Annotated in this window: 15 protein-coding genes and 1 pseudogene; 11 read left to right on the top strand and 5 right to left on the bottom strand. The window is 40.1% G+C overall.

All coding sequences use genetic code 11. The features are described 5' to 3' along the window. From FJR08_RS23765 to FJR08_RS18420, 3 genes and pseudogenes are all read right to left on the bottom strand, one after another. Positions 1–1,985: pseudogene (locus tag FJR08_RS23765) on the bottom strand (calcium-binding protein); the annotation flags it as partial. Positions 1,986–2,522: 537 nt separating this feature from the next. Continuing rightward, complete coding sequence (locus FJR08_RS18425; RefSeq protein WP_168634143.1) at positions 2,523–4,085, bottom strand: NAD(P)H-quinone oxidoreductase subunit N; 1,563 nt, start codon at positions 4,083–4,085, stop codon at positions 2,523–2,525. Positions 4,086–4,681: 596 nt separating this feature from the next. After that, positions 4,682–5,509 (bottom strand): hypothetical protein, encoded by an 828-nt coding sequence (locus tag FJR08_RS18420; protein ID WP_168634142.1) that lies wholly within the window; start codon positions 5,507–5,509, stop codon positions 4,682–4,684. Between the two features lies 1 nt (position 5,510). Between FJR08_RS18420 and FJR08_RS18415 the strand changes: the two genes are divergently transcribed. The 5 genes from FJR08_RS18415 (at position 5,511) to FJR08_RS18400 (ending at position 7,263) form a co-directional block, all read left to right on the top strand. Then, the gene (locus FJR08_RS18415) at positions 5,511–5,690 is read left to right on the top strand and encodes a hypothetical protein (RefSeq protein WP_148765186.1); all 180 of its coding nucleotides are present in this window, start codon (positions 5,511–5,513) and stop codon (positions 5,688–5,690) included. A gap of 135 nt (positions 5,691–5,825) precedes the next feature. Continuing rightward, positions 5,826–5,978 (top strand): hypothetical protein, encoded by a 153-nt coding sequence (locus FJR08_RS23325; RefSeq protein ID WP_217357537.1) that lies wholly within the window; start codon positions 5,826–5,828, stop codon positions 5,976–5,978. Positions 5,979–5,991: 13 nt separating this feature from the next. Continuing rightward, positions 5,992–6,111, top strand: coding sequence for a type II toxin-antitoxin system RelE/ParE family toxin (locus tag FJR08_RS23320; RefSeq protein WP_217357538.1), 120 nt, complete (start codon positions 5,992–5,994; stop codon positions 6,109–6,111). Positions 6,112–6,125: 14 nt separating this feature from the next. Further along, positions 6,126–6,440, top strand: coding sequence for a HigA family addiction module antitoxin (locus tag FJR08_RS18405; protein WP_039203333.1), 315 nt, complete (start codon positions 6,126–6,128; stop codon positions 6,438–6,440). 247 nt (positions 6,441–6,687) lie between these two features. Continuing rightward, positions 6,688–7,263, top strand: a complete 576-nt coding sequence (locus FJR08_RS18400; RefSeq protein WP_015081445.1) for a Uma2 family endonuclease — start codon at positions 6,688–6,690, stop codon at positions 7,261–7,263. An 86-nt stretch (positions 7,264–7,349) separates the two neighbouring features. Here FJR08_RS18400 and FJR08_RS18395 read toward each other — a convergent pair whose 3' ends face one another. After that, complete coding sequence (locus FJR08_RS18395) at positions 7,350–7,769, bottom strand: type II toxin-antitoxin system VapC family toxin (RefSeq protein WP_015081446.1); 420 nt, start codon at positions 7,767–7,769, stop codon at positions 7,350–7,352. Continuing rightward, complete coding sequence (locus tag FJR08_RS18390; RefSeq protein WP_015081447.1) at positions 7,756–8,019, bottom strand: hypothetical protein; 264 nt, start codon at positions 8,017–8,019, stop codon at positions 7,756–7,758. The genes FJR08_RS18395 and FJR08_RS18390 overlap by 14 nt, the downstream gene beginning before the upstream one ends. A 567-nt stretch (positions 8,020–8,586) precedes the next feature. Between FJR08_RS18390 and FJR08_RS18385 the strand changes: the two genes are divergently transcribed. The 6 genes from FJR08_RS18385 (at position 8,587) to FJR08_RS18360 (ending at position 16,794) form a co-directional block, all read left to right on the top strand. Then, complete coding sequence (locus FJR08_RS18385) at positions 8,587–9,015, top strand: hypothetical protein (RefSeq protein WP_217357536.1); 429 nt, start codon at positions 8,587–8,589, stop codon at positions 9,013–9,015. Between the two features lie 468 nt (positions 9,016–9,483). After that, complete coding sequence (gene topA / locus FJR08_RS18380) at positions 9,484–12,114, top strand: type I DNA topoisomerase (RefSeq protein WP_168634140.1); 2,631 nt, start codon at positions 9,484–9,486, stop codon at positions 12,112–12,114. Between the two features lie 371 nt (positions 12,115–12,485). Then, on the top strand, positions 12,486–12,626 hold the full coding sequence (locus FJR08_RS18375) for a hypothetical protein (RefSeq protein ID WP_015081449.1): 141 nt from the start codon (positions 12,486–12,488) through the stop codon (positions 12,624–12,626). Between the two features lie 25 nt (positions 12,627–12,651). Next, positions 12,652–13,095, top strand: a complete 444-nt coding sequence (gene aroQ, locus FJR08_RS18370) for a type II 3-dehydroquinate dehydratase (RefSeq protein ID WP_168634147.1) — start codon at positions 12,652–12,654, stop codon at positions 13,093–13,095. Positions 13,096–13,164: 69 nt separating this feature from the next. Next, entirely contained in the window at positions 13,165–14,061 is an 897-nt protein-coding gene (locus FJR08_RS18365) for an ADP-ribosylglycohydrolase family protein (RefSeq protein WP_168634139.1), read from the top strand. Between the two features lie 129 nt (positions 14,062–14,190). Further along, the gene (locus FJR08_RS18360) at positions 14,191–16,794 is read left to right on the top strand and encodes an HD family phosphohydrolase (RefSeq protein ID WP_168634138.1); all 2,604 of its coding nucleotides are present in this window, start codon (positions 14,191–14,193) and stop codon (positions 16,792–16,794) included. Positions 16,795–17,033: the final 239 nt, after the last annotated feature.

Here is a 17,033-nt window from a genome sequence, read left to right as displayed (position 1 = left end):
GCGGCAAAAGAAACGTATGCAAAGTTACTGCCATTTAAACTCAAACCTGTTCGATTTCGGACTATACCAATGAGTTCATCTGGTTCTGTTCCGGGTTTATTGATTAATATTTGAGTGTCTGCACCGACAACAGCCAGAAGGTAATTACTACTAGTTCCTTGCAGTTGAATAATATCTCCGTCGGCAATGTTGAAGTCGGTAATGTCGGCATAGTCGTTACTACCATTAATTAGGGTATTGCCATCATCATAATAAGCCTTGGTAGCATTTCCTAAGATAAAGCGATCGCTCCCAGTACCACCTGTGAGAGTGTCTTTTTCTCCTAATCCAGGAGTCAGACTTGCTCCATTAACACCATCAATATTGTCATTACCATCACCTGCATTAATGGTATCGTTCCCTGCACCGCCATTAATGGTATCATTACCATCTCCTCCACTAATGTAATCATCACCTAAACCACCTGCAATGTTGTCGTTCCCACTTCCTGTGTAGATACTATCGTCGACAGCAGTTCCTGTGATTTGAAGGCGCTCGATATTGCTATAACTAACTTGGTCATAGCTGCTGGTATTGTAGTTCGCTTGGAAATATCCATAGCTACCATTATACCAAGGACTTGAAATACCACCATAGTTATTACTAGAGTAGTCTAGGATTAGTAGGTCATCCCCTGCTCCTCCATCTACTGTGTCTATTCCTAATCCAGGAGTGATAGTATCATTTCCAGCACCTGTATTCAGATTATCGTTGAATCTTCCAGCCAGTTTAATAGTATCGTTACCACCTCCTGTAGTTAGTTCAAACGCTTCTATGTTAGTGACGCTTGTTCCTGTTGGGACGATAGGGGTGACACCAGTAGTATCAAAGGTAATCCCGGTCGTAATGTTCGTAAAGTCTTTATTTAGTGTATCAACGCCGTCTCCGCCATCAATGGTGTCGTTTCCGAACCCGGCATTGATATAGTCATTCCCTGCACCGCCTATGAGAATATCATCCCCATTGCCTGCATTAATGGTGTCATCACCTAAACCACCTGTGATATTGTCGTTCCCACTTCCTGTGGTGATGGTATCATTGCCTAAACCACCTGTAATATTATCGTTCCCACTTCCTGTGATGATATTATCATTTCCATCTCCTCCATCAATGGTATTATTACCATCTCCTCCATCAATGTAATCATCACCTAAACCACCTGCAATGTTGTCGTTCCCACTTCCTGTGTAGATACTATCGTCGACAGCAGTTCCTGTAATTTGAAAGCGCTCGATATTGCTATAAGTAACTTGGTCACAGCTGCTGCTGTTGTAGTAAGCTAAATATCCGTAATAACTATATTGAACTCCACTATAGTTATTACTAGAGTAGTCTAGGATTAGTAGGTCATCCCCTGCTCCTCCATCTACTGTGTCTATTCCTCGCAAAGGGCTAATCGTATCATCCCCAGAAGTACCTACAATGGTGTCATTCCCGTTAGTTCCTGTAAAATTCTGCTGTTCTACCTGAATAACTTCCCCATTTACCGTAATCGTAGCGTGATCATCTTCTGCTTTCAAAGCCTTTAAAGTCGCAGAATCAAGACTTTCACCCTGTACCAACGCTGCAAAAATCGCTCCTTCATCTCCGGGGGTGTCTGTTTGATTAATTTGAGCATCAACAAAATGCCCAATTTCCTCTAACAGCGTATCAACCAATGTTTTTTGTGTAGCTGTTGCGACAAAATTAGCTGATAAATAAATCTTATTGGTGCTACTAGCATAAGCACCATTAGCATTGCCAAGAATGCTACTATCAATAATTTCAATTTGTGGAAGTTGACTAAAATCACCAGATAGCCACTGTAAACGCAGAATTTCCGCACCGCTGCGGTTGTATTGTGTACCAAAAGCGGTATCGAAAACCTGCCAGAAATTGTCTAAACCTGAAAAGTCGCTCAGTTGATTGTATGTCAGCGTCAGGGCAGAGTTGAGTATGGTATTCATGGATTTAATTAATTATTGATATTAAAATGATGTTTGAAGGCAATAGGATGTGTCACAGCTTGTAACACTTTTTAGTTAAAGACTATACACGAAAGAGTTTTACATAAATACTTGTAAGTGTCAAGTCCTATGTCTATGCGACAAGTTAGGATATTTCTTACTTAGTATCAGTATCAATTTTTGACAACTTATATTATTCCCATCAAATATGCAATTACAGCGGTTTCCGCTCTTATGAGGTACAAAGTTGAATCATGAAACTTTTGTAGTGCGGGCATCTTGCCCGCTAGATATGTACCTCATAACACCGGGAAGTGCTGTAAAATGAAGCTGTATAGAATCAAATAAACAAAGAATTATTAACCGCAGATAAACGCAGATAAACGCAGATAAAGACGGATGAATTAATGAATTTCATGATTCTGTGAAGTTTCACATAAATTTGGTATTATTGCTGTTTAATAATAAAAATGGGTAATTGAATATTGAAGACTAGCTTCATTACCAATTACCCATTACCAATTATTTAGGAATAACTTACAATTCCTGTAACTCCTTATTTGTAATCACACTAACTTGTGTACTCGCAACTTTTGCTGCTTGTAACATGGGAGTGTTAGTGACAGAATTATTAGCCAAAGTAAACAAGGGATTGGATAAAATTCCAGAGATAGTAGTAGCTATTAAAGTTACTATCAAACCCACTTGTAAAGGTCTCAGTCCTGGTAAATCCCAACGAACTTGGGGATAATTCTTCACCACGTCGGACATTTCTTGGGGTTCTTTGACTACCATCATCTTAACTACGCGAATGTAGTAATAGATGGAAACCACACTGGTAACTAAACCAAGTAAAACTAACCAGTAAAGACCAGCTTGCCAACCTGCCCAAAATAGGTAAATCTTCCCGAAAAATCCGGCTAATGGGGGAATACCACCCAATGATAACAGGGAGATACTCAAGCCCAGTGTTAAAAGTGGGTCTTTTTGATACAAACCGGAGTATTCAGAAATTTGGTCTGTTCCTGTTCGCAGAGAGAACAATACCACACAGGTAAAGCCGCAGAGGTTCATAAACAGGTATACCAGTAGATAGAAAATCATACTGGAATAGCCGGCATCTGTTCCCGCAATTAAGCCAATCATCACAAACCCAGCTTGGGCAATAGATGAATAAGCTAACATCCGTTTCATGCTTGTTTGGGCTAGGGCGACAACGTTACCCAACACCATACTCAGCACTGCAAGGGCGGTGAAAACAAATCTCCACTCATCTGCCACGACAGGGAAAACGGTGGTTAAGAGACGGATAGCCAGGGCAAATCCTGCCGCTTTAGAACCAACGGATAAAAAGGCAATAACTGGAGTTGGTGCGCCTTCATAAACGTCTGGTGTCCATTGGTGAAAGGGTGCAGCGGAGATTTTGAAACCAATACCCGCAATCACGAAAACCAGGGCAATTACTAAACCTAGAGATTGACCAACATTTGCTGTGGCGATACCATTAGCGATCGCAGTTAGTTCTGTTTGTCCACCGGATAACCCATACAGCAGGGAGACACCGTACAAAAACACCGCTGTACTGGAAGCACCAATTAACAGGTATTTCAACGCTGCTTCATTGGAACGAGGGTCACGTTTTGTATAACCTGTCAACAAATAAGAGGAAATACTCAAGGCTTCTAAAGAGATGAAAATCATCACCAACTCATTAGCGCCGGATAAAAACATTCCTCCCAAAGTCGCAGTCATCAAAATGGCAATAAATTCGGCTAAAGGCGTACCACTTTGTTCAACATAGCGAATTGACATCAATATTGTTGACATTGCTGACAGGGCGATAATCCCCCGAAAGACAATACTCAGGTCATCACCATTAAAGCTACCAGTAAAGGCAATGGGGGTAGTAGTATCCCATTGGAAGTATAGAGCAATAATCGCGGCTGTTAAACCGAGGGTAGCTAGATATGCAATCCAGCGCGCAGATGTCCGTCCCAAAATCAAATCAACAATCAAAACCCCCAAGAGGGTAATCATGACGATTCCCTCTGGTAAAATCGTTCCAGCATTTAACTGGGATGCAAAATTAGCAAAATCCATGAGATGTATAGGTTTTAGCGATTAAACATTAGGGATAACACAAGTTTATTCTATCTATACTTCTTGACTAAAATTGCATTGATCTTTCTATCTTTAGCAGTTGGAAATTTGTATATTTGATTTTGGCTATCAGTAAATGTACCGCAATAACTCAAAATAAACAGTCGAGTACATAACTGAACTGTTCAGTGTAGGGCGATTTTCGGGAAAGAGTTAACACCGTAGAGAGTAAGGATCTTGGATTTAATAAGATATCAAACTTTGTTTTAGGTTTCTTGTCCTACACCAAAACAATAACCGAAAATTACAGGTTATTTGATCCACGATCCTAAGCATCACCTTCTGAATAACTACCTTTTTTATCTTGTTGTCAATGTTTATTAACCTTTATAACGCACTTTGCCTTCATTTAGAACCATTTAGGGCTTGAATGGCTGCATCTTTTGCCTGAATTGACTTAATCAAGAATCTATATCCTCAAAGCGATCGCTTCGCTAGTACTGTGAGTCGTGATTTCTAGGCGATCGCATTAATAAAGAAAAAAGATAGGCAAGTATCAAGTATTTAATCACAAAAATTGGTGTTTTATGAGGCAATTACTTATATTCATTGATTTCATTATCAGTAACATAAGCCACCACTGGACTTGTCTTTTGACCATCAGTAGTAACAATGACATCTCTACATCCTAATGTTTCTTTCATCTTGGCTTCGGCATCAGCTAAGGTTGCAGTCTCTGGCAAAAATACCACTATTGGCTGACATTGTTTTCCCTGCTCCTTTCGCCAATCAAGGTAATTTTGTAGGGTTGGCTGTGGTGTTGTACCTGATTGACGTTGTTCTAAAAAAGCTGATACATTAACTTTATAGACTAAATTGACGTAATTTTTTGTCGTTTTATCAACTACAATTGTTCTATATCGATTCTTAGAATTTAGATCCTTCAAAACGTCTTCTAATGGGTTGTTGAGATTATCCTGAGAGAAAACAAGACCGTTGGCGAGAGACTTTAGTGAAATGTTTGCAAGCTTATTGTCTGGCGGCGCGGCCGAAACTAGATCACTTCTGACTTGCTGAAATACAGTCGCATTTCGATCAGTAGCACTTGAAGCGGCCTCAAAGGCATTGCGCGAAAAATAAAATGCCAGAATCGTGCCTACCCAAGTTCCGTATAAAGGTAGCGTTGAATCCATTACCCGTTGTGAGACCAGCGACCTTTCTTTAGCATCTGTCGTACTAAAAATTGCCGTGGCTGAGACAAGTAATATTGCTACTATCGAAGCAATAAGAACCCCGAAGGCAATATTCTCCCTATTTCGAGCATCAATTTTTTCGTTCGATACAATCCCTTCTTGAGTAGTCTGGGCTGTGGACTGACCCTGGTTAGTTGCAGGGCTGGCTGAAGGGGTCGGAGAGATAGTCATAATGAAGATTACTATTATTTTGCTACTAGACAATAACACCCCTAACAATCCAAGAAAGGAAAGTATAAAAAATGTTTACATTTTCAAAATTCTCTATTTCAGTGATCGCGGTTTTGCAGATGATAAAGGGCGATCGCTTTTCGTGGGAATGAGATTGGAGGGGCGATCGCTATTTCTGTGAGTCGTGATTTTTAGGCGATAGCGAAGCGCGACCTAGGAATTGCTTATCAATTACTTGTGCTTTGCGATCGCTGGTTGATTTTTTGCCAAATTGCGATATAAATGTTATGCTTGACGTAATACATAACACTTGCCTATGCCTGAAAAATATAAAGACAAACGCACAGCCGAATTGGCTGCGGGCGATTGTGTCAAAGAATTTCAGGCATTTGAAAGACAAGCATACAAACGTCTAGAGATTCTAGAAGCCGCACCTAATAAAGAATCCTTAATGGCAAAGCCCAAGTAACCGTTTTGAGGCACTGGGCGGAGATAGAAAAGGGCAGTACAGCATCCGCATAAATGATAAATGGCGTATTTGTTTTGAATGGACAGAAACAGAAAATCGCCCATTTAATATCGAAATTGTTGATTATCACTAAAGGAGAAAACAACTATGGCAAGACCTGCAATTCACGCTGGCGAAATCTTATCCGATGAACTAAAAGAGCTTGGGATTAGCGCATCAGAACTAGCGCGATCGCTCCATATACCCACAAATCGGATTACGCAAATCCTCAAAGGGCAAAGAGGTATCACGGCTGACACAGCATTACGTCTAGGACGATGGTTTGGCACTGGTGCAGAACTATGGCTTAATTTGCAAAAAGCTTATGAGTTACGCCTAGCCGAAGAGTTAGCCGGAGAAGAAATTCAAAATACGATTCAACCTCGTTCATCTATAAACAATCAGCCGTTAGTTCAAGTTTAGATAAATAAATTTTGAGTATCGGGAATGCGACAGCGAACCGCGACCTAGTAATCGCTATTCCTGTAAGTCGTGATTTTTAGGCGATAGCGAACGCATTGCGTCCCGGAGCGAACTAGCGCGACCTAGGAATCGCTTGTTGTGGGGATGAAATTGGATTTATATTTGGGTTAGTATTAAATAAAGAAATCACTCAGCCAGTCATGTAAACGAATCGCTTTGTCTAAAAATTACAAGGACTTGAATAAATATGACAGTTATCTTAGAAAGAATAAAGGATAAAGTTTGGACTGATGAAGAGTTTATGGCTTTAGCTGATGATGGCAATCGTTACGAAATTGTAGATGGAGAGTTGATAAACTTGGGCAATTCAGGCATGGAGCATGGGAATATTGGCATATTCCTCGGTGGGCTAATCGAGATATTTGTAAGGCAGCATAATCTTGGCGTTACTTGCGACTCTAGTACAGCATTTAAAATGAAGGGAGATAATAAGCGGTCGCCCGATATTTCTTTTGTTAGTAAAGAGCGATTGATTGGGCTAAAACGATTACCTAAAGGCTTTTTTGATGGTGCGCCCGATCTAGTTGTTGAGATTATCTCTCCAGGCAACACTTTTGACGAAATTCACAACAAGATTGAAGAATATTTTGAAAGTGGAACTAGACTGCTGTGGGTAATCCATCCTGATGAAAGATATGTGCTGGTTTACCATAGTCCTCAGCCCGATCTCCTATTACGAGGTAATGATATTTTAGATGGAGAAGATATAATTTTAAACTTCAAGGTTGCAGTCAGCGAATTGTTTAGAACTTTGGCGTTCTAAGGGAATTGATTAGTTAGCGATAGCGAACGCATTGCGTCCCGGGGGGAACTAGCGCGACCTAGGAATCGCCAATTTATAGCATTACTTCAGTTAATAGACATCAAATTCTCAAAAGGATGCCGATTTTTCCAGCGGTAAGTATTAAAGTCCCGAAAATCAACAGATAGAATCCGCCCATGCCCCAAATGTTCGGCAAGAATAATCAATGAAGCGTCCGCTAAATCCATTGGTAGAGAACTATATTGATTCATCAATTCACTGATTCTTTTCCCATCTTGAACTTTGAGATCAAAAATCTCAAAAGCACCAATTTCTAAGCTATGAATAAACGTCTGTTGAGCATTTGTGCCTGTACGTTTCAAGAGAATATGACAAGCTTCCGTAATCACACACCATGTTGTCACCAGAGGCTCATCAATCGTATCTAGAACTTCTTGAGCGAGAACATGATAATCATCACGGCGATTGATTAGTGCTATCCAAAAGCCAGAATCAACGATTACCATATTTTTCGTTAAGACTTTCAGTGAGATATTGCTTGTAATTAACCGACAAATCAGAGTCCCCTTCAGCACAACCAATCAGCCCTGATTCTCTAAGGAGTTGCAAAGGTTTTACAGGGGATTCTTGATGTAATTTTTCATAATAAAGATCGATCGCCACTTTCATAATGTCAGACGCACCTTGATTTGTCCGCTGGCGAATGTAATTAAACTTATTAGCGCGATCGCTATCGAGCCTTGCATTAACTCTCATATTTTTGCTTGTCATAACTCTGTATGACAATACTATATACTATAGCTCAAAAAATTCAAAGTTAAGTAGTTCTCAAATAGTTTCCTCATAGGGCGATAGCGAACGCATTGCGTCCCGGGGGGAACTAGTACCGCAGGGCGGAAGTCAAAAGTCAAAACGAAGACAGTATAGGCTTTTTAACGATTTAGAATGGTTGGTTTATTTATGCCGTGTTGTACTAGCGCGACCTAGGAATCGCTCTTTTCCTCGTATGTATCGTATATTAAGTATTAGAACCCAAATCAAATTTCTAAACTTCCAAAATTCATGTAAATACTACAAGGATTTAACTGTGATTACAAATGCTAGTAGCCTTACCCTTAGCAATCTCCGTCAAACCTTTGGCTTGAGACTCGACACTAGCGATAGCGAAGCGCTGACCGGAGGTATCGCTTTTTTGATGAATGGTTAAATAATTCACCAACACTAACGGAAGCGGAACTACAAGGACTAGATCGCCTCACTCGCAACTATAACTATCTCAGTCAAGAAGAAGCGCCCCTTGAAGAAATTGTTAAGCTTGTTGTGGTGTCGCCATTGCTAGATTTGGCTGGTTTCTATCAATTTCCTTTTTTGGTAAAAGCAGAAGTAAGTACCAGTATCGAAGTTGCTGATGAAGCTAATGCTATAGCGGTTCAAGGCAGAATTGATATTTTGGTAATCCAAGATAGTTTTTGGATTTTGGTAATCGAATCAAAACCTGCAAGGCTGGACGTTACCGCAGGAATTCCCCAAGCACTTACTTATTTGTTGAGCGCTCCTAATTTGCAGTCAAGTTGCTATGGAATGGTGACAAATGGCAGAGAAGTATTGTTTTTGAAATGCAATCGCCACCAAGATGTCCCTCAATATACGCGATCTCACACTTATCGGTTACTTGAAAATACAGCAGAACGTATTCAAGTTTTACAGGGGCTTAAACAAATTGGGGCTTATATTGGCAGTTCAAGAAGTTAGGCGATGGCTCGAAGAATATCATCAGGTATTAAGACGCTAACAATCAAGTTTACAGGTGTAATTTATATACTTTTAGCATTTCTTCCTGTATAAGTTAATTTTGACACAGCATCTATAAAAAAATGGCAAATTAGAAAAATTAAGCTAATTTTAAATTATTTATTTCCCCAACCTTTAACAACTGTGAGTCTTGTACTATTAAATTCCAGGGATATTTTAGAAACTATAGTCGTCAAATATGTACTAGATAAGTTAAAGATGGAAATAACTGACAATTGACTCTCAAAGGTTACTTCTAGCATTCTCAAAAAGATCACTGTACCTGAAGTTGAGAAAGATTTACCCCTATTGGGCAGTTTGTGTAAGTATACAATCACTGCTGAGGCGTGATATTTCATCTTGACATTTCGCAAAAATTAATCCAACTTAACTATTTAGCTGCATAGCTATTATTCTTTTTAAATTTCCATGTCAACTCTTGTTATCGTCGAATCTCCCACAAAAGCTCGTACCATTCGCAACTACCTACCAAAAGACTATGTGGTAGAAGCTTCAATGGGTCATGTCCGTGACCTTCCCCAGTCGGCCAGTGAAATTCCCGCAGCCGTCAAAGGGGAAAAATGGGCGCAGCTTGGGGTCAATGTAGAAGCCGACTTTGAACCGATTTATGTCGTTCCCAAAGACAAAAAGAAAATTGTCACTCAGCTTAAAGAAGCCCTCAAAGGTGTAACTGAACTGATTTTAGCAACAGATGAAGACCGGGAGGGGGAAAGTATTAGTTGGCATTTATACCAATTGCTCAAGCCGAAAGTGCCAACAAAGCGCATGGTCTTTCATGAAATTACCAAGGAAGCCATTCAAAAAGCTTTGAAAGACTGCCGTAATATTGATGAGCAGGTAGTTCGCGCCCAAGAAACCAGAAGAATTTTAGACCGATTAGTAGGATATACCCTATCGCCGCTGCTGTGGAAAAAAATTGCCTGGGGGTTATCCGCTGGGCGAGTGCAATCTGTAGCAGTACGTCTATTAGTAATTAAAGAACGCCAGCGTCGGGCTTTCCATGAAGGCACATACTGGGATTTAAAAGCCAGTCTAGAACAGGAAAAAAGTCCCTTTAGCGCGGTTTTAGTGACTCTTGGCGGTACGAAAGTTGCCACAGGCAGCGATTTTGACTCAACAACGGGCAGAATTACCGCCGGGCGTAATGTTGTATTACTCAACGAGGAACAAGCCGAAGCCCTAAAAGCCCGCCTAGAAGGGAAAACTTGGACAGTGGCGGATATGGAAGAACGTCCCGTCACCCGCAAACCAGCACCACCGTTCACAACTTCCACACTGCAACAAGAATCTAACCGCAAGTTGCGCTTATCGGCACGGGATACGATGCGAGTGGCTCAAAATTTGTATGAGCAGGGGTATATTACCTATATGCGGACAGATTCGGTACATTTATCCGACCAAGCGATTACCGCCGCCCGTGCTTGTGTGGAGCAAAAATACGGGAAACAATATCTTAGTCCCCAACCTCGCCAATACACCACTAAATCTAAAGGCGCACAAGAAGCTCACGAAGCCATTCGTCCCGCTGGTAGTAGTTTCCGCACACCCCAAGACACAGGTTTAGCTGGACGAGAATTTGCTGTTTATGATTTGATTTGGAAGCGCACCGTCGCCTCACAAATGGCTGATTCTCGCCAAACTCAAGTTACTGTGCAAATCCAAGTTGAAGACGCTGGTTTTCGTTCCTCTGGTAAGCGCATAGATTTTCCTGGCTATCTTCGCGCCTATGTCGAAGGTTCGGATGATCCTGAAGCCGCTTTAGAAGACCAAGAAGTAATTCTACCTGCGCTGAAAGTTGGTGATCATCCCAAATGTAATGAACTGGAAGCGGTAGGTCATGAAACCCAACCTCCCGCCCGTTACACCGAAGCAACTTTGGTGAAAACCTTAGAAAGTGAAGGTATTGGTCGTCCTAGTACCTACGCCAGTATTATTGGCACAATCATTGATAAAGATTATGCCCAATTAGTGAATAATGCCCTAATTCCCACTTTCACGGCTTTCGCTGTGACTGATTTACTGGAAAAACATTTTCCAGATATTGTTGACCCTAGTTTTACTTCTAAAATGGAGCAAACCTTGGATGAAATTTCCACGGGTGAAGCTCAATGGCTACCCTACTTAAAGAAATTTTATCTTGGTGAACAAGGTTTAGAAACTTTGGTGAAGGAACGGGAAACCGAAATTGATGCCAGTAAAGCTAGAACTGTAGAATTAGAAAATCTAGATGCTAAAGTCCGCATTGGTAAATATGGTCCTTATATCGAAGTTACCAATGGTGAGGAAGTAATTACCGCTTCTATCCCCAAAAACCTCACCCCGGCTGACCTGAACCCCAAACAGGTGGAAATCCTCCTCAAACAAAAAATTTCCGGACCTGACCAACTCGGTCGTCACCCGGAAACTGGAGAACCAATTTATATCAAACTTGGTACTTATGGTCCCTACGTTCAATTAGGCGATAAAACTGAGGAAAATCCTAAGCCTAAACAAGCTTCTTTACTCAAAGGTGTGACACCAGAAACCGTCACTTTAGATATGGCTGTGGGTTTATTATCTCTCCCCCGTGCTTTGGGAACTCACCCCGAAACTGGTGGCAAAGTCCAAGCTAGTTTAGGAAGATTTGGCCCCTATGTTGTCCATGACCAAGGGAAGGAGGGGAAAGATTACCGTTCTCTAAAATCTACGGATGATGTCTTGACAATTTCCTTGAATCGTGCTTTAGAATTATTGGCAGAACCGAAAAAAGGACGGGCTGCTGCTAAGAGTAAGTCTAAAGAAGCTTTACGCGAGTTGGGTACGCATCCAGAAGATGAGTCACCAGTCAATATCTATGATGGTCCCTATGGTCCTTACATTAAACATGGGAAAACTAATGCCAGTCTTCCTGAAGGTGAATCAGTAGAAAATATCACGCTATCTACAGCTATTGAATTACTTTCAGCCAAAGCATCTACAAAATCTCCCCGCAAAACCACTAAATCAACTGCTACTAAATCAACTACTACTAGAGGAAAAAAGAAAGACGCAGCAAGTTAGGGGTAGGGAGCAGGGAGTAGGGGAAATTTTTTCTGTTTTCTTCCTCCCAACAACCAACAACTGACAACTGTACGGGCGAAGCATTTGGAGAACTATTTTTGGCAATGACCGATAATTTATCTTCCAAATGCTTCGCCCCTACTGACAACTGACTCCCAAACTTCTATTCCTTATCACCAATTACCCATTACTAATTAAGGATGTGATAATCTAATAAGTAAGGGAGAACACAAAATTAGAATTTCCTAGTAAGATATATCATACTTATGGAAATGTGTCAACCTTTTTGTAGGCTAAAGGTGTGATAATACGCCAGTTTCTGCGACCCTGTTAAAAAAAATTGAGGTACTATCTCAGGAGCGGTCAGTTTAATGGATTATATAGAAAAGGTACTGGAAAAGCTGAAAGAATTAGCGCGGAAGTTAATTGATAGCCTGCTAGGTCCAGAGGCTGAACCGGAACCGGAACTGATTCCGATTCCTGTACATGAACGTTCTCGGCGACGACGCTAAAATATTGAAGGTGTGAGAGTTGAATTTGCCAGCTTTAAGTGTTCTTGTGCTGCACGGTCCAAATCTAAATTTGCTAGGACTCAGAGAACCGGGAATTTATGGTTCTTTGACTTTGGCAGAAATTAATCGCTTGTTAGAGTCTAAAGCAATGGAACTACAAGCTGAAATGTTGCCCGTGCAGTCAAATCATGAAGGGGTTTTAGTAGATGCTATACACGGGGCATTAGGAAAGCATCAGGGGATTGTGATTAACGCTGGGGCTTATACTCATACTAGTGTGGCTTTGCGGGATGCGATCGCTGCCGTTAATTTACCTACTGTCGAAGTACATCTAAGTAATATTTATCGTCGGGAAGATTTCCGCCATCATTCTTATATCGCACCAGTGGTAATTGGCCAAATCAGTGGCTTTGGCGCTCAAAGTTATTTGTTAGGCTTACAAGCACTGGTGTCCCATTTAAGGCAGTAATTAGGTGACAGGTGACAGGGAAGAAGAAGTAATTACCAATTACCAATTACCAATCACCGATTAAAAATTATGCGTTATTCTCTTGTGAATCGGGTTAGGGGAACTTTTCTGGGAGCTTTCTTGGGAGAGGGTTTATCTAGCCAGAATAGTTTTAGATTGGGTAAAATTGCGGTTTTGGGGACGGAAAGTTTAATCAGTTTGGGCAGGTTAGATGTAGATGACTGGTTAAAGCGTCAAGAACAAGCAGGTATTGAATTAGAAACAAATATTAATTTCTGGGGACAAATAATTCTCGCTACATTACCAGTGGCGATTTTTTTTCATGACAATACCGATAGAATGCGAGAAAATATTTTAGCCGTGCAAAGGATATTCAATGGGCAAAATGAGCCGATGATCAGAGATGCTAGTTTAATTATAGGATATGCGATCGCTCAATCCCTGAATGAAAAACTTAACCCCCACAGCCTGATTTCGGGAACAGTGAGTTTTTTAGATAAAACATCAACTTTATTACCACAAGAATTAATAAAAGTCAATAATTTATTAAAAAAAGGGGCGGGACTAGAAACAGCACAAAGGGAATTGAGTAGTCCAGAAAAATTAATTAGCAATATTGGTTTAGCTTTTTACTGCTTTGGGAGTACATTAGAAGACTTTCCCCTGACCGTATTAAGAGCTAATCAAAATCACAATTTTGCCAATCAAAATATTACAGGTGCAATTGCTGGAGCATTATCAGGCGCGTATAACAGTACAGTTGGTATACCTGTAAATTGGCAAATTTCTCCGTCAGTCACTAACTCCCCGGCTTGGGGACTTGAGAGTTTTGCCCAAATGTTCACATTAGCCGATACAATGATGGCGGTGTGGTCTGGAGTATATGACTTGAGCGATAATTGCGGCGAATTTGTGGACACAGGATATACTATCTTTGCTGCTCCTCATATTATCCGTAGACGTTGAAATGATCTGATTCAGCAAAGGTCAAATGGGAACTGCTATCACTCCCTAACTTTTTATCCAGCTAGAGTGGCGTTCGCGGTAGCATGGCGGAGACATCAGCCATATTTGGGGTATTTCGCGGAAGGAAAGATGAAAACGCAGCGATTTTTGCAATCCTTGAGCCAGCAACTGAGGCAATGGCAGCGGCAGTATAAAGTGCTATTCCGAAAAGGAAAGTATCAGCATAAACTGCATGGGAATTTTCTAAAAAATCTACTTCTGTATTTATCAGCAAATAGTCATCAAGGAAAACAAGGCAAACAGAGACAGACACAACAATCAACTGTTAAATTAGTTAAGAAAACTCGTGGTATTGATAAATTTATTCTTCTATGGATACATCAAAAACGCTCTTCAATAATTTTGGTATTGGCAATCTTATCACTCACAAGTGTAATGGGACATGGTTTATATAACCAACCAAGAATGAAAGTTGATAATATTGCTTTACAAACATTTACTGCTCCTTTCACAGATGATGTTGAAGATCAGCAAGAAACAGAACAGAAACGAAAAGATGCTATAGATAAATCTGTGCCTGTTCTCATGATTGATAACCATATAAATGAACAAATTAATGAACAGGTGGAAAAATTTTTAGATACAACTAATGAACTTAGGGATATAGTTGACGGGTTTCCATTTTTTGATCCTGCCGTTTTATCAATTTCTATTCAACGTTATCTTAGGACTTTTCCTGAATCAGAATGGCAAAAGCTGAAAGTAACTTTAGAAAATAATAGAAAACAAAATTTAAAAAAACAAAATTCAAAATTTTTGTTGTCTCCACAAATATCATCAAATTTTCCGGTATTGCAATTGTCTAAACCTTTTCCTATTTATGGAAAGCAGAGTGATGAAGCTAGTTTTATTCAAGCATTATCAGAACTAGAAGCTTATCAATTTACTGGATCAGAATCTAATTTTTCAGCATTGATTACCAAAATCTCTCAAGTTAGACAAAAATATAATCAAGCAATTGAGAAAGCATCACAAATAGAAACTGGACAACTTAAAAATTTTTATACAGAACCTATTATTTTAGATTTAACTGATGATGATTGGTTAAAAACACAAGCTGGAATTCATAAAATTGCCGAGCGAATTCTTGCCCAAGGTATATATGCTGGATTACCTAAAACTATTTTGAATAATGCAGTTAATTTGCAAGTGCAATCATCTGTACCTAGTGAAGCTGAACCCCTAGCAACAAAATTATTATTAGCTGTACTACAACCAAATATTAAACAAGACGAAGCCCAAACAAAACAACAAGATGAACTGGTAGCTAATCAAATACCATCTGTAATGATCCGGGTGAAAAAAGCAGAGGTAATTGTTAGTAAAGGAGAAAAAATTACTAAATGGAAATTTCAGGTATTAGAACATTATCGCCTGATTGGCCGCCAAGTGAATTGGATGGGTTTAACAATTGTCGGTATGGTTGTTACTGGAGGAATTCAGATTTTTGTCTGGATAGAAAGAAAAAGTCATAACTATTTGCGACAACGCGATCGCCTATTAGTTTTACTTCTTAGCCTCAGTGTTCCTGGAGTATTGGCAATGAGTTTACCCTATACTACTTGGAGTGCTATTGGTTTATTATTAGGCAGTTTCTATGGACCAACTGTAGGGATAACAGTAGTAGGGTTATTGTCGCTGATACTCCCAATTACCACAGATACAAATATTCTGGTATTGTTGGCTGGGGCTATGGGGGGAATGTTAAGTAGTTATGTCGCTCATAGATTGCGATCGCGTGAAGAATTAGCATTATTAGGTGTTGTCTCTGCCTTAACCCAAGGTGGTGTATTCTTACTATTAAAAATCCTCACAGGTGGGGTATTTGGTTCGGGTTGGTATATCTTCCAAGAAGCAGGTCTGTTTGCTGTATCTGGCTTGTCTTGGAGTATTGTGGCTTTGGGTTTAAGTCCTTATTTAGAAACATTATTTGATGTGATTACTCCTATCCGCTTGGCAGAATTAGCTAATCCCAACCGCCCATTATTAAAGCGACTAGCTACGGAAACTCCAGGAACTTTTCAACATACTTTATTAGTGGCTACTTTGGCTGAAGCTGCGGCTAAACAATTGGGATGTAATGTAGAGTTGGTTAGGGCGGGAACTCTATATCATGATATTGGCAAAATGCATGATCCTTTGGGATTTATTGAAAATCAAATTGGCAGTCCCAATAAACATGAAACAGAAATTCAAGATCCTTGGAAAAGTGCCGAATTGATTAAAAAGCACGTGACGGAAGGGGTAGTAATGGCGAAGAAACACAGTTTACCAACGGCAATTCAGGCTTTTATTCCCGAACATCAAGGCACAATGGCGATCGCTTATTTTTATCACCAAGCCCAACAAATAGCCCAAGAAAATCCCCATATCATCGTAGATAAAGCAGATTTTTGTTATGATGGTCCTATCCCCCAATCACGGGAAACAGGAATCGTCATGTTAGCGGATTCTTGTGAAGCCGCATTACGCAGTCTTAAAGATGCAACTCCAGAAAAAGCATTGAATATGCTGAATAATATTCTCAAAGCAAAATGGCAAGATGAACAATTAATAGATTCGGGCTTGACAAGAGAAGAAATGCCAAAAATTGCCCAAATATTTGTGGATGTTTGGCAACAATTTCATCACAAACGCATTGCTTATCCTAAAGCAAAAGTTGGTAATTCGTAATTAAGATCAAGCTGCATAGAATTAGAATTTAAGAATAATCAAACGCAGATAAACGCAGATAAACGCAGATAAGGACGGATGAATCACAGCAGATTGCAGATTAATGAGGTACAGGATCTAAATTCAAAGCCAGACAGCAAGCCAGTTTTACTCCTTATTCATTCTTCCTTCTTCATTCTGACTCCTGACTCCTGACTCCTTTATTCCTGCTGTATTCATACTTAACGGTTAAACTAGAG

This window comes from Dolichospermum sp. UHCC 0260 (assembly GCF_009711985.1).
In the GTDB taxonomy this organism is placed as follows: Bacteria; Cyanobacteriota; Cyanobacteriia; order Cyanobacteriales; family Nostocaceae; genus Dolichospermum; species Dolichospermum lemmermannii.
The sequence above is the reverse complement of the archived record's forward strand: the minus strand, read 5'-3'. Positions and strand labels throughout refer to the sequence as shown.